We start from the raw sequence: 21934 nt of genomic DNA on the forward strand, positions 1-21934 counted from the left end.
AACTTTGCAAACTCATTTCCCAAAAAGAAATACCCTATATGACGAAAAAAAAAATCGAAATACTAGCGCCTGCCAAAGACTTGTTACACGGTATGGCAGCTATCAACAGTGGTGCTGATGCTGTTTATATTGGAGCTCCACAATTTGGCGCTCGATCTAATGCCCATAATTCTATGGAAGATGTGGCAGCATTAGTGCAATATGCTCATTTGTACCACGCTCAAGTTTTTGTAGTAATCAACACCATTCTATACGATAACGAACTCGAAACGTGTCGCCAAATGATATGGGAATTGTACCATATTGGGGTTGATGCGTTAATTATTCAGGACATGGCCATTATGGAAATGGAGTTGCCGCCCATTGTGTTGCATGCTAGTACGCAAGCCAATAACCGTGATCCAAAAAATATTAAATTCCTTGCCGATGCAGGAATCAAACGTGTGGTTTTGGCCCGTGAGTTGAACTTACACCAAATTAAAGAAATTAGCGAAGCTACCGATGTTGAATTGGAATTCTTTGTTACTGGTGCGTTGTGCGTGGCTTTTAGCGGAAATTGTTATATGAGTGTAGCCAATGGCGAGCGTTCGGCCAATCGCGGTTCCTGTGCACAAAACTGCCGTTTACCTTATAATTTAATTGACGGTCACGGAGAAACCTTGATCAAAAATAGCCATTTACTTTCCATCAAAGATTTTGATGTAACCGATCAAATTCCAAATTTAATCGAAGCGGGAATCGTTTCATTTAAAATCGAAGGTCGTTTGAAAGACATGGTTTATGTCAAAAATAATGTTTCGTTTCTTAGAAAAAAAATAGATTCCTTCTTGGAACAAAACCCCAATTATACGAAAGCTTCCTCTGGTAAATGCACCTTCACTTTCGATTCTGAATTGAACCGAACATTCAATAGAGGCTATACCGATTATTTTGTCAACGAAAGACACCAATCCATCGGTTCTTGGGAAAGTCCAAAATCCAAAGGACAATACATTGGAAAACTAATTAAAACAATTGGCAATTCGTACGAAATTGAAAATGGTCATTTACTGAACAATGGTGATGGTTTGTGTTTCATTAACGAAAACAACGAAGCCGATGGAATTTATGTAAACAAAGCCGAAAACGGTATTATTTACCCGAATGTTTTAAAAGAAATCAAAGACGGAACTTTTATCTATCGTAACAATGATGCGGCTTTCATTAAAATCGTGGAGCGTGAAGACAGCGCCGTTAGAAAGATTAGCACCACTTTGGTTTTAACCGAAAACGAAACTGGTTTTCAATTAACGGCTACTGATGAAGATGGTTATGAAAGTACCGTTCATTTGGAACACGCCAAAGAGCCCACTAAAAACAATTTATCTATTGAAGATAATATCAAAATGCAGTTAGCGAAAACAGGATTTACACCTTATACCGCTGACGAAATTACGATTCAGTTTTCAGACAATTGGTTTTTACCTATTTCAAAAATTAATGAAATGCGCCGCACAGTTTACGATCAATTGACCCAAATCCGTTTGGCTAATTACCATCGAGAGGAATACCAAATCGTAAAAACGGATCATCCATTTCCGGTAGATCAATTGGATTTTACGTACAATGTTGCCAATAAAATGGCGCGAAAATTCTACGAGCGTCATGGCGTTACTGAAATTGAAAAAGCTTTTGAATTGCAATGGGATCCGGGAAAATCTCGTGTAATGACGACCAAATATTGCATCAAATACGAGTTAGAGCGTTGTCCAAAATACCATCCGGAACATCGCGATAAAAAAGTCAAAGAACCTTTGGTTTTAAAACAAGGGGAATTGGAATACAAACTCAAATTCAACTGTAAACCTTGCGAAATGGAAATTTGGGAAAAGGATGCCGAATTTGAAATTGAAGACGAAGATTAAATCATAAAAACATGAAAAAAATACTAACTTTTTTTATCCTTTTGAGTAGTACCATAATTTTGGCACAAACCAAAAAAGACAACTCAAAAATTCAAATTGTGGAAGCTTCTTGTGGGCAATGCCAATTTGGAATGGAAGGCAAAAGTTGCGATTTAGCTGTTCGTATTGATGGCAAATCCTACTTCGTAGAAGGAACCAATATAGATGCTCATGGTGATGCACATGCCAAAGATGGATTTTGCGCTAGCATTCGCAAAGCATCAGTTATAGGAACAATCAAAGACAACAAATTTGTTGTAACTTACTTTCAATTAGTCCCAAAACAACCTTAATTATACAAAAAAATATGGCAAATACAGTTTTACATAAAGCGAGTTCTAGAGGTCATGCCGATCATGGTTGGTTGAACGCCTACCACAGTTTTAGTTTTGCTAGTTGGTACAATCCAGAACGCATCCAATTTGGAATGTTACGTGTTTTAAATGATGACACTGTTGCCGCTGGAATGGGTTTTGGTACACATCCACACGACAATATGGAAATCATCACGATTCCGTTAGAAGGTGATTTGGCACACAAAGACAGCATGGGTAATTCGTCGACTATAAAAACGGGGGACGTTCAAGTAATGAGTGCCGGAACTGGAATTCAGCATAGTGAGTTCAATCCAAACGCTGATTTGCAAACCAAACTATTTCAAATTTGGTTGTTTCCAAAGTACCGAAATGTGGAGCCTCGCTACCAACAAATCACACTTGATGTTGCCCAACAGAAAAACAGTTTTGCTCAAATTTTATCTCCAAATCCAGAAGACGAAGGTGTTTGGATTCACCAAGATGCTTGGTTTTATTTGAGTGATTTCGAAGCTAATTTTTCTAAAAAATTAGCATTACAAAAACAAGGCAACGGATTTTACATCATGAACATTGAAGGTGAAATTGAAGTAAATGGAGAAAAACTGGAGAAAAGAGATGCTATTGGAATTTGGGAAACCAATGAAATTGAAATCAAAGCCAATACGAATTCTCGTTTTTTAATAATCGAAATTCCAATGGAACAATAATCCAAAAAATAGTATTTTTGTGGTTCAAATTCAAAACTTGAATCATCCAACTTGAACAATATTTTATGAAAGCATATGTATTTCCTGGACAAGGAGCACAATTTACCGGAATGGGCAAAGAACTATATGAAAATTCACCTTTAGCCAAAGAACTTTTCGAACAAGCGAATACTGTTTTAGGATTCCGTATTACGGACATTATGTTTGAAGGAACGGCCGAAGAGTTAAAAGAAACCAAAGTGACACAACCTGCGGTTTTTTTACACTCGGTTATTTTAGCTAAAACCTTAGCCGATTTTAAACCAGAAATGGTGGCGGGACACTCTTTAGGAGAATTTTCTGCATTAGTTGCTAATGGTGCTTTGTCTTTTGAAGACGGATTGAAATTAGTTTCACAAAGAGCTTTAGCCATGCAAAAAGCCTGCGAAATTACCCCTTCAACTATGGCAGCCGTTTTAAATTTAGAAGATACAATTGTAGAGGCTATTTGCGCTTCAATTGATGGCGTGGTGGTAGCTGCTAATTACAACTGTCCTGGACAATTAGTAATTTCTGGCGAATACAAAGCGGTGGAATTGGCTTGTGAAAAAATGAAAGAAGCAGGTGCAAAACGCGCATTAATTTTACCAGTCGGCGGTGCTTTCCATTCGCCTATGATGGAGCCTGCAAGAGAAGAATTAGCAGCAGCTATTGAAGCAACTACTTTCTCAACTCCAATATGCCCTGTTTATCAAAATGTAACTGCCAATGCAGTATCGGATCCATCTGAAATAAAGAAAAACCTGATTATTCAGTTGACGGCTCCTGTAAAATGGACCCAATCAGTGCAACAAATGATTGCAGATGGTGCCACTAGTTTTACTGAAGTAGGACCAGGAAAAGTGTTAGCCGGTCTAATAGGAAAAATTGACAAAGAAGCTGTCACAGCTAATGCCTAAATAGCAGATAACAAAGTAACAAATCCTCATAGATTACATTTATGAGGATTTTTTTATTTTTGGAAATACAAAAAAAATATGAAAACAATAATCGAACTACTAAGTGGTTGCGAAGCCTCAAAAGTGATAGCGCCCCATATTCCGTATTCTGAATACGTTCCGTTGGATTTATCCATTTCAAATACAAGAATTCACAATCTAGCAACAGCTGAAGAGTATGGTGTTTTTATTCAAAATCATTTGGAGGCCAATAATGGGAAAATAGCTTTTGGGGGCTACCAAGAAATTCGCAATTTATACCAAAGAAGTAGTGTTTTTAAAGCTGAAAATACCGAAGAACGCAACATTCATATTGGACTAGATTTATGGATTAATGAATCGGCTTCGGTTCATGCTGCATTAGGTGGAACGATTCACAGTTTGCAAAACAATACCGCTTTAGGCGATTATGGTCCAACGATTATTATTGAGCACGAATTAGAAGGTGTTGTTTTTCATACGCTGTACGGTCATTTAAGCGAAGAGAGTTTGAAAGGAAAGCATGTTGGAGATCGTATTGCACAAGGCGAGCAATTTGCCAATTTAGGCTTACCTCCCATCAATGGTGATTATGCACCGCATTTGCACTTTCAAATAATCATTGATATGGAATACAAACAAGGTGATTATCCAGGAGTTTGTAGTTCAACTACATTGAATCATTACAGTACTAATTGCCCTAACCCGAATGTACTATTAAAAATAAATTAGCTTCTAATTTTTTGTTCCCATTTCCAGGCACTCGCCATGGCTTCCTCAAGAGTTGATTCGGCTTTCCAACCCAAAATAGTATTGGCTTTATGAGTATTGGCATAGGCCTCGGTGATATCACCTTCTCTACGCGCCACAATTTTATAAGGCAATTTTTGTCCGCTTACTTTTTCAAAAGAATGTATAACCTCTAAAACAGAACTTCCTTTACCAGTCCCTAAATTAAAGGTTTCTACTTTGGCTACATTCTTTTTGTTCAACAAACGTTGCATGGCAATCACATGGGCTTTCGCCAAATCTACTACATGAATGTAATCGCGAACAGCTGTGCCATCTGGGGTTGGATAATCATTTCCATACACTGATAATTCTTGACGCAAACCAATTCCAGTTTGGGTAATAAACGGAACTAAATTTTGCGGAACACCCAAAGGCAACTCTCCAATTTCAGCAGAAGGATGCGAACCTATTGGATTAAAATAACGCAATAAAATGGCGTTAATATGGGTAGCTTTTGCAGCATCAGTTATGATTTCTTCACCAATTTGTTTGGTATTACCATAGGGTGACATGGCCGTTTGAACTGACGAATCTTCGGTAATGGGCATCGTTTCGGCTTGACCATAAACGGTACAAGAGGAACTAAATATTAAATTAGCAGTAGCTTTTTTTTCCAATTCTTGCAAAATATACACCAATACATTGATGTTGTTTTCATAATACAACAATGGATTTCCAACACTCTCTCCTACTGCTTTGGAAGCCGCAAAATGAATCACTCCTTCAATATCGGTATGGCGATTAAAAAAATCACTTACCTTCTGTTTGTCACGCAAATCCAATTGCTCAAAAGCGGGAACTATACCAGTGATATTTTGAATACCATCCAAAACAGATAATGAAGTATTGGATAAATTATCTACTACAATTACTTCGAAACCCTCATTTTGTAGTTCGACAACGGTGTGCGAACCAATAAAACCGAAACCTCCAGTTACCAATATTTTCATTTGCTTTTGCGTATTGAATTTACTATTTGTTTAAAAATTCCAGAATACTTTGCGTAATGAATTGAATTTGTTCATCATCCAATTCGGTATGCATAGGTAACGAAATGACCTCTTTCACTAATTGATTGGTTACCGGAAAGTCTTCTTCTTTGTAACGGGCATCGGCATAGGCTTTTTGACTGTGCAATGGAATAGGGTAGTAAATTGCACAAGGAATTCCTTTGTCCAGTAAGTGTTGCATCAATCCATTTCGATCTGCATCAATAATTCGTAAGGTATATTGATGAAAAACGTGACAATCACAAATTTCACAAATACTAGGCGCGATAATGTTTTTATGACCTTCCAACGCAGCTGTGTATTTTCTAGCCGCATTTTGTCTTGCTTTACTGTATTGATCTAACAAGGGCAATTTGGCATTCAAAACCGCAGCTTGAATACTATCCAATCTAGAATTTACACCCACAACATCATGGTGGTATCTTTCGTACATTCCGTGATTCACAATCCCACGAAGCGTGTGCGCTAAAGTATCATCATTGGTAAAAATAGCACCACCATCGCCGTAACATCCTAAATTTTTAGAAGGAAAAAAAGAAGTTGCACCCACATGACCTATCGTTCCAGCTTTCTTTTTCGTTCCATCCGAAAACTTACAATTGGCTCCAATCGCTTGCGCATTATCCTCTATTACATATAAGTTATGTTCTTTGGCCAAAGCCATAATTGCTTCCATATTGGCCGCGCGTCCAAACAAATGCACTGGTACAATGGCTTTTGTTTTTGGCGTAATAGCTTTCCTGATTTTATCAATATTGATGTTCATATTGTACATATCTACATCAACCAAAACAGGAGTTAATTGTAGCAAAGCTATTACTTCAACAGTTGCAGCAAAGGTAAAATCAGCCGTTATTACTTCATCTCCGGGTTGCAATCCCAATCCCATCATCGCAATTTGCAACGCATCGGTACCATTGGCACAAGGAATCACGTGTTTCACTCCTAAATAATCTTCTAATGATTTTTGGAATGCATGAACCTGCGGTCCGTTGATATAGGCATTGGTATCTAAAACTTCTTGAATTGAAGTATTTACAGTATCTTTTATCGCATCGTATTGACCTTTTAAGTCAACCATTTGAATTTTTTTCATTTACTTTTTGTTTAAGATGGGAAGATTTATAATTAAAATTCCATTTAAAGTGAATCCATTTGAAAAACGAAAAACAAAAATAGGTATTTAATGAGTGCTAACCAATCAAAATAAAATAAAGAAACTGTATTTTAGCACCAAAATTTGGGGTATGCATTTTATTTACAGTATAATTGTTGCTATTGCTGGACTATTGTTACAGATCGTCGCTGTCTTTGTGCCAAAAATCAAACTATTTGTATCAGGAAGAGAAGGTGTATTCCCTACCTTAAAAGCCAAAATCAAAACCGAAGACAAAACGATTTGGTTTCATGCCGCTTCTCTAGGTGAATACGAACAGGGTTTACCTGTGATTGAAAAAATAAAAGAGAAATATCCCACTCACAAAATTATTGTAAGCTTTTTTTCGCCTTCAGGGTATGAAGTTAGAAAAAACAATACCGTTGCAGACGTAACCGTTTATTTACCTCTAGATACCATAAACAATGCAAAAAAGTTCATTGAATTGGTCCATCCAGAAATGGCTTTTTTCATAAAATATGAATTTTGGCCGAATTATTTGAGCGAATTAAAAAAGCGAAATATTCCAACCTATTTGATTTCAGGAATTTTTAGAGAAAAACAAGCTTTCTTTAGATGGTATGGCGGATTTTACAGAAAAGCGCTAGAATCATTTACCCATTTCTTTGTCCAAAACGAAAGTTCATTACAGCTTCTTCAACGCTTAGGAATACAGAACGCAACTATTTCTGGAGACACTCGTTTTGACAGAGTCGCATCTATTGTAGAAAAAAACAATAGTTTGGATTATATAGGGCGATTTAAAGCCAATAAAACAACCATCGTTATTGGAAGTTCTTGGCCTAAAGATGAAGAATTATTGCTGGATTATATTAATTCTAGTACACAAGATTGCAAATTTATTATTGCGCCACATAACATAAAACCGGAACAAATACAATATTTTAAATCCAATTGTACCAAAAAAACACTTTTGTTTTCAGAAAAAGAAAATAAAGACATGGCTAATTATGATGTTTTTATCATTGACACTATCGGAATCTTAACTAAAATTTACAGTTATGCCGATATTGCCTATGTAGGAGGTGGATTTGGTCATCCCGGAGTACATAACATCTTGGAACCGGCTACTTTTGGAATCCCAATAGTGATTGGTCCCAATTATTCGCATTTTGCCGAAGCAATAGATTTGGTTCGTTTAGGAGGTTGTATTTCTATCAAAAATTCAGAACAACTAAACGCTATTTTGAATGAATTAATAGTGGATAGTGAATCCAGAAAATGTAAAGGTTCCATCAGCACAAATTTTGTCCAAAACAACGCAGGCGCAGTAGCCAGAATTATGAAAAAAATATAGTGTCTTTTTTTGTTGAAAAATGGGAGCATTTACAAATATTTGGCCTTTTTGAACAAAAAGAGGAGAAATTGTCGAATATTATTTAAAAAAAAAATGAAAAAATATTTTACATATTAAAAATTTTATATCTTTGCCACGAATTAATAATTAACCTTTTATAATAAATTAAGATGAAAAAAGTATTTTTAAGTTTAGCTGTTGTTGCTGTTTTAACTGTTGTATCTTGTAAAAAAGCTGAAGCTCCTGCTGAAGAAGTAGCTGTAGATACTACTGCTGTTGCTGTTGACACTGCTGCTGTTGATACTGCTGCTGTTGATACTGCTGCTGTTGATACTGCTGCTGCTGCAAAGTAATTAATTACTACACAGAAAAAAAATAAGCCGTACACTTAGTGTAACGGCTTTTTTTTATTTAGGATAATTCGTTTTCTAAGTATTTTTGATTAATCCGTGAAAATAACATCATTTGACGAAAAGTCCAATACTTCTGAAATTGAGGCATATTTTACAATTTCAGCAATTCCTTTTTCTAATCGAAGTTCTGTAGTATACTTTCTACTTGTTGCAAAGTGCTCTCCATCTAACAATACCTTAAAATAGTATTTCCCTTTCGTTGACTTAAATTTTAAGAACGTAGCCTGGCTTGTATTCAATTTGAACTTTTCTATTGCTTCTTCCCCTTCGAATTTAAGTTCGTAACTCAAACTTGTAAATATCGTCTTCCCTTTTCGTGAAGCAAATACAAATTTATATTCGTCGTTAAATCGTTTTGTAATTACAAAAGTTCCCATATAGCTATCCGGCCAAAACCGGTGTCAATTTAATCATTGTACAAAAAACAAAAAAAGCCTCTTCAATTGAAGAGGCTTTAGTACTCAGAGCGGGACTTGAACCCGCACGAACATTGCTGTTCACTGGATTTTAAGTCCAGCGTGTCTACCAATTTCACCATCCGAGCATTGTATGGTTTTGGAGCGAAAAACGGGGCTCGAACCCGCGACCTCGACCTTGGCAAGGTCGCGCTCTACCAACTGAGCTATTTTCGCATTTTCAATTCTTAAGAAAGAATCGCGATACTTGTTCTGTATTGCGGATGCAAATTTAATACATTAATTCAATTACACAAGCCTTTTCTACAAAAAAATAGCCACATAAGCTTAATCTTCTGATAACGTAAACTTTAAATGAAAACTATTTTTTAGTCAGCATTCTTTTTATTTCATTCAGCTTCATCAAAGCCTCCATTGGCGTAATCGTATTGATATCTAAATTCAGAATTTCGTCTTTTATTTCTTCTAAAAGAGGGTCGTCTAAATTGAAAAAACTCATTTGCATTTCGTCCTTCGCTTCTTTTATTCCATTAAGCGCATCATTCGAATGGTTCTTTTCTAATTTCTTCAATAACTTTTGTGCTTTCAAAATTACAATCTGAGGCATTCCGGCCATTTTAGCCACATGAATTCCAAAACTATGCGCACTGCCTCCTTTTACCAACTTTCGAACAAAAAGAACTGTGTCTTTCAATTCTTTGACCGCTACATTATAATTTTGAATTCTTGGCAGCGATTCACTCATTTCATTTAATTCGTGATAATGTGTCGCAAAAAGTGTTTTGGGTTGTGCTGGATGCTCGTGTAGAAACTCAGCGATGGCCCAAGCAATCGAAATTCCATCGTAGGTACTTGTTCCCCTTCCGATTTCGTCCAAAAGCACTAAACTTCTATCCGAAATATTATTCAAAATGGAAGCGGTTTCGTTCATTTCGACCATGAAGGTCGATTCGCCCATTGAAATATTATCGCTTGCGCCAACTCTTGTGAAAATTTTATCTACAATTCCCATTCTAACGCTCTCTGCCGGAACAAAACTTCCCATTTGAGCCAAGAGTACAATTAAAGCCGTTTGACGTAAAATAGCTGATTTTCCAGACATATTAGGTCCCGTAATCATTATCAATTGTTGTGATTCTCTATCCAAGAACACATCATTAGAAATGTACGGTGTTCCAACCGGTAATTGTTTCTCAATCACGGGGTGTCTTCCTTCTTTTATTTCCAATTCGAAACTATCGTCAATTTCTGGGCAAACATATTTATTCTCAATTGCCAATTGTGTAAACGAACATAAACAATCCAATTGCGCGATTAAATTCGCATTCATTTGAACCGGTTTGATGTAGGTACTAATCCATTGCACCAATTGTTCAAACAATTCCGATTCAATTTTGTGTATTTTTTCTTCGGCTCCTAGAATCTTGGTTTCGTATTCCTTTAATTCTTCGGTAATATAACGCTCCGCATTAACCAAAGTTTGTTTGCGAATCCATTCTTCCGGTACTTTATCTTTGTGTGTATTTCGTACTTCGATATAATATCCAAAAACATTATTGAATGAAATTTTCAATGACGAAATTCCAGTTCGCTCCGATTCCCTTCTTTCAATTCCTTCCAGAAACTCCTTTCCTGAAGTCGAAATAGCACGTAATTCATCTAATTCGGTATTCACACCTGTAGCAATAGCACTTCCTTTAGCAATAGCCACTGGCGCTTCTTGATTCAGTGTGGTTTTTATTTTTTCACGTAATAAATCGCAACTATGCAAATGATCTCCAATTACCTTTACGGCTTCCTGTGGACTTTGCAAAGCCAAGGCTTTAATTGGAAGTATAGCATCCAAGGATTCTTTTAAATAAACCACCTCCCGAGGCGAAACTTTTCCAGCTGCAATTTTCGAAATCAAACGTTCCAAATCTGAAATTTGTTTAATTTGTGACTGAATGCTTTTTAAAATTTCTTGATTTTCTTTCAAATAGGCCACAACTTGATGGCGACTTTGAATCTTAGTTGCATCTTTCAATGGCAAAGCCAACCAGCGTTTTAATAACCGCCCACCCATTGGCGAAAGGGTTCTATCGATAACATCAAGTAAAGTAACCGCATTTGGATTATAGCTATGGTATAATTCAAGGTTTCGAATGGTAAATCGGTCCATCCAAACATAAGCATCCTCAGCAATCCTTTGAATAGAAGTTATATGTTGAACTTTGTTATGCTGTGTTTCGGATAAATAATACAAAATAGCTCCCGAAGCTATAATTCCTTCCTTTAACTCTTCAATTCCAAAGCCTTTCAATGAAACGGTTTGGAAATGTTTGGTTAAAGTTTCAAATGCGTAATCTTCTTTGTACAACCAATCTTCTAGATAAAAACTATGATAATCCTCTCCAAAAGCGGCTTTGAAATCATTTTTATTATTCTTAGGCACCAAAACTTCACTTGGGCTAAAATTCTGTAGTAATTTATCAATGTACTCTGCGTTCCCTTGTGCAGTCAAAAACTCACCTGTAGAAACATCTAGAAAAGAAACTCCAATTGACTTATTAGAAAAATAAATGGAAGCCAAAAAATTATTGACTTTAGACTGTAAAACCTCATCGTTCATAGAAACACCCGGCGTAACCAACTCGGTAACACCACGTTTCACAATAGTTTTAGTCATTTTTGGATCTTCCAATTGATCGCAAATTGCTACACGCAAACCCGCTTTAACTAATTTAGGTAAATACGTATTTAACGAATGGTGTGGAAAACCCGCTAAAGCAGTTTCGGTTTCAGAACCCGCTCCTCTTTTGGTCAATACAATTCCGAGAATTTTAGAAGCCCTTACAGCATCTTCGCCAAAAGTTTCATAAAAATCTCCTACACGAAACAGCAAACAAGCATCAGGGTATTTTGCCTTGATTTCGTTATATTGTTTCATTAACGGAGTTTCCTTTGCTACTTTTTCTTTTGCTGCCAAATCAAATGTTTTAATCAAATTCAAATAAGAGAGCGAATTTATAGATTTTATAGCGAATAACGAACAGATATAAAATTTTATCTGTTTTTAAGTAAAATTTAAGATTTAGTTTCCAATTTTTATATAGATTTGTGTTCAAATTTTTAATTTAAGAAATCATGAAAAAAATACTAGTAGTAGCCCTATTGGTTCTTGGAACAGTAGCTGCAAACGCACAAGAAACATCAAAAAAAGCAAAACAGGTAGCATCAAAAGTAGTTGGAGCAGGAATGGTCTTTGCCAATGAAGTGATTGATTACGGGACAATTTCTCAAAATGCAGATGGAAAAAGAGAATTTGTATTTACTAACAACGGGAACGCTCCTCTAGTAATCACAAATGCGCAAGGTTCTTGTGGTTGTACAGTACCTTCAAGCCCGAAAGAACCTATAGCTCCAGGTGCAAAAGGAGTTATTGGAGTAAAATACGACACTAACCGTGTAGGCCCATTTACTAAGACAGTAACCATTTCATCAAATGCAGCTGGGCAACCTACTAAGGTTTTAACAATTAAAGGTAATGTTGTAGCTGCGTCAGCTAAAAGCTAATTATAATTCAATATATATACAAAAGCTTCCTACTTTTACGGAAGCTTTTTTTATGCATAGACTTAAACTACAATGAGAAAATTAGAAAATAGCGAACTGGATAGAAAATCGATTGAAGATTTTAAAAAATCAGAAAAGACGCCATTAATACTGGTGTTAGACGATATTCGGAGTTTACACAATATTGGATCTGTGTTTAGAACAGCTGATGCCTTTTTAATTGAAAAAATATACTTGTGCGGTATAACGGCTATTCCACCCAACAAAGAAATTCACAAAACTGCTTTAGGCGCAACAGAAACAGTAGCTTGGGAGCATGCAGAAAATGTATTGGATGTAATTACTAAACTTAAATCTGAAAAAATTCTAACTTTTGCCATCGAACAAGTAGAAAGCGCTATTTTTCTTCAAAATTTTAAAGTTCAAAATAATCAAAAATATGCATTAGTTTTTGGTAACGAAGTTTTTGGTGTAGCCCAAGAAGCAGTTGCTATTTGCGATGGCGCGATCGAAATACCCCAACTAGGAACAAAGCATTCACTCAACATCTCAGTAAGTGCTGGAATTGTAGTTTGGGATTTGTTTCAAAAAATGCATTTCACAAAATAAATTCGCTTAATCCGTTGAAAGTACTAAATTTATAGCATGAAGAATAGCTTTAAAATTCCCTTCTTAGCTTTATTTATAGTATTTGGAATCCATTTGGGATTTGCAATTCCTAAAAATATTGATCCGTCTTTAATAAAAAATGTTGCGCCGGTAGCACCAACAATTTCTGCAACTGGTAACTCAAATTATTGTCCGCTTTCACAAACAAAAATAGTTACCAACGTAACTATTACACACGACCCAACAGAATTAACTACGGAAGCAGTTTTCATTCAAATTTCCTCTGGATATGTTATAGGGCAGGATCAATTATTATTAACCAACCCTTTATTACATCCTACTCTTACAACTTCATGGAATGCCTTGGAAGGAAAATTAAAACTTTCAAGTCCAACATCAGGTGTTCAAGTGAATTACTCAGATTTTGAAGCAGCCATCAAAGATGTTGTTTATTATAACTCCAATCCTAATCCTACTGGTACACGAAATTTTTCAATTACATTAGGTAATGGAAATGCTAATTACTTACCTAGAAATGGTCACTATTATGAATACTTCCCAAGTTTAGGTATTACTTGGTCCAATGCAAAGGCAGCAGCGGCTACCAAAACATTTTATGGACTACAAGGGTATTTGGCAACTCTAACTGCTGCAGATGAAGCCCAATTAGCAGGTAAACAGGCGCCTGGCACAGGATGGATTGGGGGCACAGACGAAGGAACTGAAGGTGTGTGGAAATGGGTCACTGGACCGGAGGGACAAGCCAATGGAGGGACAGGAACTATTTTTTGGAATGGCTTAGCTAACGGTTCTACCCCAAATTTTGCGTTTTGGAATTCTCCAAACGAACCCAATAATCAAGGGAATGAGGACTATGCTCATATCACCGCTCCGGGCATTGGAATTCCTGGATCTTGGAATGATTTACCCAATACAGGAGCCGCTAGTGGTCCTTACCAACCTCAAGGTTATATTGTAGAATATGGAGGAATGGTACCAGGAGATGTAGATGCTCTTCAGTTTTCTGCCAGCACCTCTTTGACTATGGCTGGCAAAATAACGGCTGTAAATTCTAATTCCAATTGTGGTCCTGGAAATGTAACATTAAGTGCAGTTGCTACAAATGGCACTGTCGAATGGTATACTACTGCAACAGGAGGTAACCCAATTACAACAGGAAATAATTTCACTACCCCCAATTTAACAAGTACTACCAATTACTTCGTAAGTGCAGGTTGTGCTGCTGATAGAACCCAAATTACCGCTACGATAAACCCATTACCTGTTGTACAAAACACCTCCATCACTCAATGTGATACCGATGCAACTTCGGATGGAAAAACCACTTTTAATTTAACTGTGAACAATGATTTAATTTCAGCGAATTATAGTAATGAATCTTTTGTTTATTATTCTTCATTGACTGGTGCAATAAATAATAATGTTGTGACAGATATTATTGCAAATCCATTAGCATTTACAAATACCACTCCTACTTCAATGCCCATTGGAGTTCGGGTATATAATGCCGTAACTGGATGTAGTTCTCCTGCCCAAATTACTCTGGTGGTTCCTACGACTAATTTTCAGCCCTCTTCAACTTTTTCGTTTACAGTTTGTGATGATTTCTTAGATACTAACGGAAACAATTCAACTAGCAACAACAGTAGTGACGGGATTGCTACATTTGATTTTTCGACAACAAGGGCAGCAATCCTTGCTCAATTACCAACTCAATCCCAAAACTATACTATCAACTATTACAGAAACCAAGCAGACGCCTTATCACAATTGAATGCTATAACAGACATTGCCCATTATAGAAATATTGGTTATGCTAACTCCCAAGATATTTGGGTTCGAATAGAAACTGATATTGTTACCAATTCTTGTGTTGGAGTTGGGCCTTACATTCGTTTGAATGTTGAAGCATTGCCAAAAGCCAATATAATAAATGATTTGAGAGCATGTAATAGTAACTCCAGTGGAATAGTAAATTTTAATACTTCAACCCTTGAAGCCAATTTATTAAACGGTCAAACCAATGTTCTTGTGCGTTATTTGGATCAGAATAACAATCCACTAAAGGATGCAAACGGTGTGCTGATTTCAAGTCCATTTCCAGCAACTTTTTCTAGCGTCACTCAAACTATTAAGGCAATAGTTACTAACAATTCTCCTCAACAATGTTTTGCAGAAACAACCATATCCTTTTATGTAGATGTAATTCCAACAGCAACACCAATTCCATCAACATTAACAACCGTTTGTGATGACGAAGCTGACCCTGCAAATCAAGATGGCAAATATGCTTTTGACACTTCGACATTTCAAACTACTATTCTAGGTGGACAAACTGGAATGACTGTTACATATTACGATCAAAACAATACTATTTTACCAAGTCCGCTTCCCAATCCATTCATATCAGCAACACAAAATGTAACCGTAGTTGTGGAAAATCCAATAAACACCAATTGTTCAGCAACTATAATAATCCCTTTTAAAGTTCATCCAATACCTAAAATTGAATTAAGTGCTACCGAATTAATCTGTTCCAATATACCTGCCTTCTTTGTAACCTTATCACCTGGTTTTATAGATAATCCTACACTTTCCGATTATAATTATAATTGGATAAAAGACGGAGGTAATACTATAGCAACTAGTCCAACATTAGGCGTAAATTCCGAAGGGAACTATACTGTCGAAGTGACCAATCAATCTGGATGCAGCGCAACCAGGACTATACAAGTTACAGCATCTAATTTGGCGACTATTACATCCATTGACATTGTAGATTTAGTAGATTTAAATACTGTTACCATTACTACAACAGGACCTGGCGATTATGAATACAGCATGGACTACTTGAACGGAATTTGGCAAGATTCAAATCTTTTTACCAATGTTCCAGGCGGAATTCATCAAGTATTGATTAACGATAAAAACGGTTGTGGTTTGGTCTCTAAAGAAATTACCGTTCTAAGCATACCAAAATTCTTTACCCCAAATAATGATGGGTATAACGATTACTGGACTGTTAAAGGAATGATTTCGTATCCCACTGCCGAATTACGAATTTTTGACAGATACGGAAAATTACTAAAAGAATTAAGACCGAACAGTATAGGCTGGGATGGCATATTTAACGGACAACCATTGCCTGCTTCAGATTATTGGTTCGTGTTTAAACTTGATGCAAATACACCGGAGAAAAGAGGTCATTTTTCCTTAAAAAGATAGTTTATTTTGAAGAAATCTTATTTTGAATTTCGTTCAAAATATACAGATAATCAGCATGGTTTTTAACAAAATCACGATCTGATACGTCAATAATTAAGACATTTAAATCCGTTTGTGATTTGATGTAATCCAAATAACCCGTATTAATTTTATCTAAATACTCGGCAGGAATTTCTTGTTCGTAGCTTCTGCCTCGTTTTTTTATATTTTGCAATAAACGTTCCGAATTTTGGTACAAATACACATACAAATCGGGCTTGGGCATTTCTTTGTAAATGATATGAAACAAATTACTGTACAATCGGTATTCATCATCCGCCAAGGTAATTTTTGCAAAAATTAAGGATTTAAAAATATGATAATCGGCTACAACAAAGTCTTTAAATAAATCAAATTGCGATAAATCATCCGAAAGTTGTTTGTACCGATCGGCCAAAAAAGACATTTCTAATGGAAATGCATATCGGTTTTGATCTTTGTAAAATTTAGGCAAAAAAGGATTGTCAGCAAAACGTTCCAAAACAGATTTAGCATTAAAATCTTCGGCTATTTTTGTTGCTAAAGTAGTTTTTCCAGCACCTATATTCCCTTCAAAAGCAACATAATTGAACTGCTCCAAGCTGATTTTTCGCAATGGATTTTCTAGACTTTGAACCACTTTACAATCTGATGTATCTTTAGTTTCAGACAATAACTCGGGTATATCTTTTTGGAGTATAGGATGAATCCATTCTAAATTTAAATCCAACAGCGGTTTCAAAACAAAGATTCTATCTTGCATCAAGGGATGTGGAACTTTAAGTTGCTCAGTCGATATTATTTCATTGTCAAAAGCAACAATATCAATATCAATAATTCGAGATTGATAGCCCAGAGTATCTTCTCTCACTCGTCCCATCTGCTGTTCAATTTCCAAAATTTTGGACAAAATTTCGGCAGCCGAGTCGAAAGTATGCACTACAATAGCAATATTGTAAAAAGCCTCACTATCAAATCCCCAAGAGGGCGTTTCATACACCTTTGAAACTTTAACCACGGTAGCGACCTCATGATGAATCAATTGCAAACAACTTTCGATGTTTTCCAAACGATTCCCCTGATTAGTTCCTATAGATAAAACGACTTGATGCTGTGATTTCATAACAGCTGCAAATTAACTAAAAGTATACTATATTTGTGTGAAGTGTTAATAATTAAATTTCAATTTGAAAAATACAATTGTGTAACATTTTAACCCCAACAACTACTTATACAAAAATTAAATTATTATGAAGTTTTTAGGAAATGTATTGGCTACCATCGTAGGGATTTTTGTTTTCACCATGCTATTCTTTTTTGGAATAGTGCTGATTGGGGCCATTTTTGGCGGAGAAGAAAATGGTATTGACGTAAAAGAAAACTCGGTAATCGTATTGAATTTAGAAGATATCCAAAATGACTATGCTGGGAAATATTCTGACCCTTGGTTTACCGCATTTTCAGATACCAAACAGATTGGCTTAACCGATGTCATTGATGCTATCGGAGCTGCTAAAAACGATGAAAATATTAAAGGTATTTCTATTTTAAACAATAATTCTTCGCTAGGCATGGCACAGAGCAAAGCGGTTAGAGATGCCTTGGAAGACTTCAAAAAATCAGGAAAATTTGTGATGGCGTATGCCAATACCTATTCGCAAAAAGAATATTATTTAAATTCCGTAGCCAACACTATTTATCTTAATCCGGTGGGCGATTTAGATTTCAAAGGACTTTCTTCTGACCTACTATTTTTTAAAGATTTTCAGGATAAAACAGGTGTAAAAATGGAAGTTATTCGCCATGGAAAATATAAAAGTGCTGTAGAACCTTTCCTCGAAAATAAAATGAGTGAGGCCAATAGAGAACAAATTACTGCCTTACTCAATTCTATCTGGAATTCTGTTGTAACTGACATTGCCAAAAGTAGAAATGTATCTGTTGAAAAATTAAATGAAATTGCAAATGGTTTATTGGCACGAACACCTGAAATGGCTAAGGCTCAAAAATTAGTAGACGTAGTTGCTTATGAAGATGTTTACCACAATGCCATTAAAAAACGATTACAAGTCGATAGTAAAGACGAATACGAATCGGTTTCTATACTTGATTACACTCATAAATATACCACGACATCAATTCCTAATGATGCTACTGATGAAATTGCCATTATTTATGCCCAAGGTGAAATTCAAAGTGGTGAAGGAGATGTCAACATCATTGGAGAAGGCGCAATGCGACGTTCTATCAGTGAGGCAAGAAATAACGAAGATGTGAAAGCAATAGTACTTCGCATCGATAGCCCTGGAGGAAATGCATTAACCTCCGATTTGATTTGGAGAGAAATCGAATTGACTAAAAAAGTAAAACCGGTTGTTGTATCCATGGGGAATTATGCTGCCTCTGGAGGGTATTATATTGCTTGTAATGCTAATACAATTTTCGCAGAAAAAAATACTATTACTGGTTCTATAGGTGTTTTTGGGATGCTTCCTAATTTTAGTGGTCTTAGTACCAAAATGGGAATTCATTCTGAACAAGTCAATACCCACCAAAACTCAGGAAATTACAATCCATTTGCACCAATCGATGAAAAATTTAAAGCCGTAACCACAGAAGGTGTAGAACAAATCTATAAAACATTTGTTTCCCATGTAGCGCAAGGGCGAAAAATGAGTTTTGCACAAGTAGATGCGATTGCACAAGGTAGAGTTTGGACTGGCGCTGATGCTATCAAAATTGGTTTAGTGGACAAAATTGGCGGTTTAGATGATGCCATTCAAGAAGCGGCCCGTTTAGCAAAAATCAAAACGTTCAACACTCAAAATTATCCAGAATACAATAAAAATTTTGATGATTTATTAGAAAATTTCCCTTTTGCCAAAACTAAAGAGCGTTGGATTAAAGAAGAAATTGGTGAAGAAAATTACAATATAATGGAACAAATTAAACGCATTCAAAGCTACAAAGGAGTTCAAGCTCGCATGCCATTCGAAATTACCATTCAATAAATAAAAAAGCTTCCAATGGAAGCTTTTTTTATAACTCTATTTTTACAACATAGCCTTCTGAACTGCGAATATTAAATACAATTCCGCCCTCAAAAAGTAAATATTGCCCTTTAATACCGATTAATTTTCCTTGAAAATTTGGAGTTTTATCCAAACTCAAACTAGTCACTTTAGCAGGATATTCCAAAACTGGATAGTGCATCTCATACAAATCTATTTTCTGATTGTAAAAATACTCCTGAACTTCAGTTGGGATTAAATGCTCTACTTTCAATCGCTCAGCGACTAAATCAATCGCTTCAAAAGAATTGGTTAGCATTTTTCGCCAATTGGTTTTATCGGCATAATGACTTTTTAACGCCACTTCTGTAATCCCTGCCAAATAGCGGTTTGGTACCTCAACAATTGAAATCGCTTGACTCGCACCTTGGTCAATCCAACGTGTAGGCATTTGCGTTTTTCTTGTCACCCCCACTTTTACTTCGCTAGACAAAGCCAAATACACAATATGCGGTTGCAATTGCACTTTCTCTTCATAAGCTAAATCACGATCTGCAATTCCGAGATGCGCTGTGCTCAACTCCGGTTTCATAATCCAATCTCCTACAGCAGGACTAGAATAAAAGCAATCATAACAAAATCCTTGTCGAAATATTTTTTTCTTCTTCCCACAATTCAAACATTGAAAACCTACAAAATTGATTTCCATTGGTTTACCCAAAAGTTGATTTACATTCAAAAAGCTGTCTTCAAAAACAAGATAATACTGAATTGGATTGCCAAATTCAGTTTGCATTTTGGTTAAAACTCCTTCGTAAGTCATTTGGTTTTATGTTTCAGGTTTGGAATTGAACAAAAAATGTTATTTTTGGTAAAGTTATCATTCGGAATCCGAAATTCATAATTCCTAACTCAGAAATATGCCCATACCGATCATTAATTCTATTGCTTCCTGGGTTTTAAAGCAACGGATTCATCAAATCGAATTGTTCTTAAAGTACCCTAATGAGGTGCAAGAGGAATTGTTGATGAATTTGATCCGACGAGCAGAGAATACGGTAATTGGTGCCCAATATGAATTTAGTTCGATAACCTCCTACTCTACTTTTTCAGAACGAGTTCCCGTTGCTACTTATGAAGATTTGCAACCGCTAATTGAACGCACGCGCCAAGGCGAACAAAATGTTTTTTGGGATGCACCAATTAAATGGTTTGCTAAATCCAGCGGAACCACCAATGCCAAAAGTAAATTTATCCCCGTAAGCAATGATGCTTTAGAAGACTGTCATTATAAAGGAAGTAAGGATTTGTTGTGTTTGTATTTGAATAACAATGAAGATTCTGATATGTTTTTGGGGAAAAGTCTTCGCTTAGGTGGTAGTTCTCAAATTTATGAAGATAAGGAAACGTTGTTTGGCGACTTATCGGCTATTTTGATAGAAAATATGCCTATTTGGGCCGAATTCAGTAGTACCCCTAGCAATAAAATATCGTTGATGAGCGAATGGGAGCAGAAGCTGGCTGCAATTATCAACGAAACTAAAAATGAAAATGTAACTAGCTTTGCAGGAGTTCCTTCTTGGATGTTAGTCTTGATGAACCGAATGCTTGAAGAAACTGGAAAAGGTAATTTATTGGAAGTTTGGCCTAACCTAGAAGTGTATTTTCATGGAGGAGTCAGCTTTGAACCTTATCGCGAACAATATCAAAAGTTACTCCCAAAATCCAATTTTAAATACTACGAAATATACAATGCCTCCGAAGGATTCTTTGCTATTCAGGACCTAAATGATTCTAGTGACTTGTTATTAATGCTAGATTATGGCATTTTTTATGAGTTCATTCCCATGGATATTTTTGGCACACCTAATCAAAAAGTAATTCGCTTAGCAGAGGTAGAATTGTTTAAAAATTATGCCGTTGTAATTACTACCAATTCTGGTTTGTGGCGCTATTTAATTGGCGATACTGTTCGTTTTACTTCGTTGAATCCCTATCGAATTCGCGTTTCGGGCAGAACCAAACACCATATCAATGTCTTTGGCGAAGAACTTATGGTTGAAAATACCGATCAAGCTATTGCCAAAGCTTGTCAACTCACATACACTGAAGTAATAGAGTATACCGTAGCTCCTATTTTTATGGACGGCAAAGAAAAAGGGGCACACGAATGGATGATTGAGTTCAAGAAAAACCCAACTGATATCGATCAATTTCGAACGATTTTAGACGAAACATTACAAAGCCTCAATTCCGATTATGAAGCCAAACGCTATAATAATATGACCTTGAATCCTTTGGTGATTAATTTGGCTCGACCACAACTATTTTATGATTGGCTCAAAGAGCGAAATAAATTGGGCGGCCAACATAAAATTCCGAGATTATCCAACCAAAGAGAGTATTTAGAGCAATTGAAAGGTTTACAATAAAAGTAAGCCAAAAGAAATTTAGTGTTTAGACTATT

At 36.0% G+C, this 21934-nt stretch carries 18 protein-coding genes and 2 tRNA genes; 12 read left to right on the forward strand and 8 right to left on the reverse strand.

All coding sequences use genetic code 11. The features are described 5' to 3' along the window. The first annotated feature begins 38 nt into the window (after positions 1-38). The 5 genes from LPC21_RS00960 (at position 39) to LPC21_RS00980 (ending at position 4655) form a co-directional block, all read left to right on the forward strand. A complete protein-coding gene (locus LPC21_RS00960) occupies positions 39-1904 on the forward strand; it encodes a peptidase U32 family protein (protein WP_229317531.1) in 1866 nt (621 codons plus the stop codon). Between the two features lie 11 nt (positions 1905-1915). Further along, positions 1916-2236 carry a DUF6370 family protein gene (locus LPC21_RS00965; RefSeq protein ID WP_229317532.1) on the forward strand — a complete coding sequence of 107 codons (321 nt, stop codon included), beginning with the start codon at positions 1916-1918 and terminating at the stop codon, positions 2234-2236. Between the two features lie 14 nt (positions 2237-2250). After that, positions 2251-2967 (forward strand): pirin family protein, encoded by a 717-nt coding sequence (locus tag LPC21_RS00970; protein WP_229317533.1) that lies wholly within the window; start codon positions 2251-2253, stop codon positions 2965-2967. 65 nt (positions 2968-3032) lie between these two features. Beyond that, a complete protein-coding gene (fabD, locus tag LPC21_RS00975; protein ID WP_229317534.1) occupies positions 3033-3905 on the forward strand; it encodes an ACP S-malonyltransferase in 873 nt (290 codons plus the stop codon). Between the two features lie 78 nt (positions 3906-3983). After that, the gene (locus tag LPC21_RS00980) at positions 3984-4655 is read left to right on the forward strand and encodes a peptidoglycan DD-metalloendopeptidase family protein (RefSeq protein ID WP_229317535.1); all 672 of its coding nucleotides are present in this window, start codon (positions 3984-3986) and stop codon (positions 4653-4655) included. Here the strand turns inward: LPC21_RS00980 and galE are convergent. Both galE and LPC21_RS00990 read right to left on the reverse strand, forming a co-directional pair. Beyond that, entirely contained in the window at positions 4652-5665 is a 1014-nt protein-coding gene (gene galE, locus LPC21_RS00985) for a UDP-glucose 4-epimerase GalE (RefSeq protein ID WP_229317536.1), read from the reverse strand. The two genes, LPC21_RS00980 and galE, sit on opposite strands and share 4 nt — an antisense overlap. A gap of 22 nt (positions 5666-5687) precedes the next feature. After that, complete coding sequence (locus LPC21_RS00990; protein WP_229317537.1) at positions 5688-6821, reverse strand: DegT/DnrJ/EryC1/StrS family aminotransferase; 1134 nt, start codon at positions 6819-6821, stop codon at positions 5688-5690. A gap of 151 nt (positions 6822-6972) precedes the next feature. Here LPC21_RS00990 and LPC21_RS00995 point away from each other — a divergent pair, with 151 nt between their 5' ends. Then, on the forward strand, positions 6973-8199 hold the full coding sequence (locus LPC21_RS00995; RefSeq protein WP_229317539.1) for a 3-deoxy-D-manno-octulosonic acid transferase: 1227 nt from the start codon (positions 6973-6975) through the stop codon (positions 8197-8199). 170 nt (positions 8200-8369) lie between these two features. After that, the gene (locus LPC21_RS01000) at positions 8370-8552 is read left to right on the forward strand and encodes a hypothetical protein (protein WP_229317541.1); all 183 of its coding nucleotides are present in this window, start codon (positions 8370-8372) and stop codon (positions 8550-8552) included. 89 nt (positions 8553-8641) lie between these two features. On the opposite strand, the gene LPC21_RS01005 is transcribed toward LPC21_RS01000, so the two are convergent. The 4 genes from LPC21_RS01005 to mutS form a co-directional block, all read right to left on the reverse strand. Next, positions 8642-8989, reverse strand: coding sequence for a YegP family protein (locus tag LPC21_RS01005; protein ID WP_229317543.1), 348 nt, complete (start codon positions 8987-8989; stop codon positions 8642-8644). An 81-nt stretch (positions 8990-9070) separates the two neighbouring features. Next, positions 9071-9156, reverse strand: a tRNA-Leu gene (locus LPC21_RS01010). Between the two features lie 12 nt (positions 9157-9168). Further along, positions 9169-9244 (reverse strand) — tRNA-Gly (locus LPC21_RS01015). 145 nt (positions 9245-9389) lie between these two features. Further along, positions 9390-11996 carry a DNA mismatch repair protein MutS gene (gene mutS / locus LPC21_RS01020; protein ID WP_229317545.1) on the reverse strand — a complete coding sequence of 869 codons (2607 nt, stop codon included), beginning with the start codon at positions 11994-11996 and terminating at the stop codon, positions 9390-9392. A gap of 158 nt (positions 11997-12154) precedes the next feature. On the opposite strand from mutS, the gene LPC21_RS01025 reads away from it, so the two are divergent. The 3 genes from LPC21_RS01025 (at position 12155) to LPC21_RS01035 (ending at position 16438) form a co-directional block, all read left to right on the forward strand. Then, positions 12155-12583 (forward strand): DUF1573 domain-containing protein, encoded by a 429-nt coding sequence (locus tag LPC21_RS01025; protein WP_229317546.1) that lies wholly within the window; start codon positions 12155-12157, stop codon positions 12581-12583. Between the two features lie 72 nt (positions 12584-12655). Continuing rightward, on the forward strand, positions 12656-13192 hold the full coding sequence (locus tag LPC21_RS01030) for an RNA methyltransferase (RefSeq protein ID WP_229317548.1): 537 nt from the start codon (positions 12656-12658) through the stop codon (positions 13190-13192). Positions 13193-13228: 36 nt separating this feature from the next. Beyond that, positions 13229-16438 carry a T9SS type B sorting domain-containing protein gene (locus tag LPC21_RS01035; RefSeq protein ID WP_229317555.1) on the forward strand — a complete coding sequence of 1070 codons (3210 nt, stop codon included), beginning with the start codon at positions 13229-13231 and terminating at the stop codon, positions 16436-16438. Between the two features lies 1 nt (position 16439). Here LPC21_RS01035 and folK read toward each other — a convergent pair whose 3' ends face one another. Then, the gene (folK, locus tag LPC21_RS01040; protein ID WP_229317557.1) at positions 16440-17579 is read right to left on the reverse strand and encodes a 2-amino-4-hydroxy-6-hydroxymethyldihydropteridine diphosphokinase; all 1140 of its coding nucleotides are present in this window, start codon (positions 17577-17579) and stop codon (positions 16440-16442) included. A gap of 127 nt (positions 17580-17706) precedes the next feature. Here folK and sppA point away from each other — a divergent pair, with 127 nt between their 5' ends. Beyond that, entirely contained in the window at positions 17707-19467 is a 1761-nt protein-coding gene (sppA, locus tag LPC21_RS01045) for a signal peptide peptidase SppA (protein WP_229317558.1), read from the forward strand. A gap of 28 nt (positions 19468-19495) precedes the next feature. Here the strand turns inward: sppA and LPC21_RS01050 are convergent, their stop codons facing one another. Beyond that, a complete protein-coding gene (locus LPC21_RS01050; RefSeq protein WP_229317562.1) occupies positions 19496-20290 on the reverse strand; it encodes a DUF2797 domain-containing protein in 795 nt (264 codons plus the stop codon). Between the two features lie 97 nt (positions 20291-20387). On the opposite strand from LPC21_RS01050, the gene LPC21_RS01055 reads away from it, so the two are divergent. Further along, a complete protein-coding gene (locus LPC21_RS01055; protein ID WP_229317564.1) occupies positions 20388-21899 on the forward strand; it encodes a GH3 auxin-responsive promoter family protein in 1512 nt (503 codons plus the stop codon). Positions 21900-21934 lie beyond the last annotated feature (35 nt).

It is taken from the genome of Flavobacterium ammoniigenes (genome assembly GCF_020886055.1).
In the GTDB taxonomy this organism is placed as follows: domain Bacteria; phylum Bacteroidota; class Bacteroidia; order Flavobacteriales; family Flavobacteriaceae; genus Flavobacterium; species Flavobacterium ammoniigenes.

Coding starts and splice junctions, on each gene's coding strand:
- LPC21_RS00995 (WP_229317539.1), top strand. CDS start 6,973: ATGCATTTTATTTACAGTATAATTGTTGCTATTGCTGGACTATTGTTA.
- LPC21_RS01055 (WP_229317564.1), top strand. CDS start 20,388: ATGCCCATACCGATCATTAATTCTATTGCTTCCTGGGTTTTAAAGCAA.
- LPC21_RS01050 (WP_229317562.1), bottom strand. CDS start 20,290: ATGACTTACGAAGGAGTTTTAACCAAAATGCAAACTGAATTTGGCAAT.
- LPC21_RS00980 (WP_229317535.1), top strand. CDS start 3,984: ATGAAAACAATAATCGAACTACTAAGTGGTTGCGAAGCCTCAAAAGTG.
- sppA (WP_229317558.1), top strand. CDS start 17,707: ATGAAGTTTTTAGGAAATGTATTGGCTACCATCGTAGGGATTTTTGTT.
- LPC21_RS01025 (WP_229317546.1), top strand. CDS start 12,155: ATGAAAAAAATACTAGTAGTAGCCCTATTGGTTCTTGGAACAGTAGCT.
- LPC21_RS00965 (WP_229317532.1), top strand. CDS start 1,916: ATGAAAAAAATACTAACTTTTTTTATCCTTTTGAGTAGTACCATAATT.
- LPC21_RS01035 (WP_229317555.1), top strand. CDS start 13,229: ATGAAGAATAGCTTTAAAATTCCCTTCTTAGCTTTATTTATAGTATTT.
- folK (WP_229317557.1), bottom strand. CDS start 17,579: ATGAAATCACAGCATCAAGTCGTTTTATCTATAGGAACTAATCAGGGG.
- galE (WP_229317536.1), bottom strand. CDS start 5,665: ATGAAAATATTGGTAACTGGAGGTTTCGGTTTTATTGGTTCGCACACC.
- LPC21_RS00960 (WP_229317531.1), top strand. CDS start 39: ATGACGAAAAAAAAAATCGAAATACTAGCGCCTGCCAAAGACTTGTTA.
- LPC21_RS01000 (WP_229317541.1), top strand. CDS start 8,370: ATGAAAAAAGTATTTTTAAGTTTAGCTGTTGTTGCTGTTTTAACTGTT.
- fabD (WP_229317534.1), top strand. CDS start 3,033: ATGAAAGCATATGTATTTCCTGGACAAGGAGCACAATTTACCGGAATG.
- LPC21_RS01005 (WP_229317543.1), bottom strand. CDS start 8,989: ATGGGAACTTTTGTAATTACAAAACGATTTAACGACGAATATAAATTT.
- LPC21_RS00990 (WP_229317537.1), bottom strand. CDS start 6,821: ATGAAAAAAATTCAAATGGTTGACTTAAAAGGTCAATACGATGCGATA.
- LPC21_RS00970 (WP_229317533.1), top strand. CDS start 2,251: ATGGCAAATACAGTTTTACATAAAGCGAGTTCTAGAGGTCATGCCGAT.
- LPC21_RS01030 (WP_229317548.1), top strand. CDS start 12,656: ATGAGAAAATTAGAAAATAGCGAACTGGATAGAAAATCGATTGAAGAT.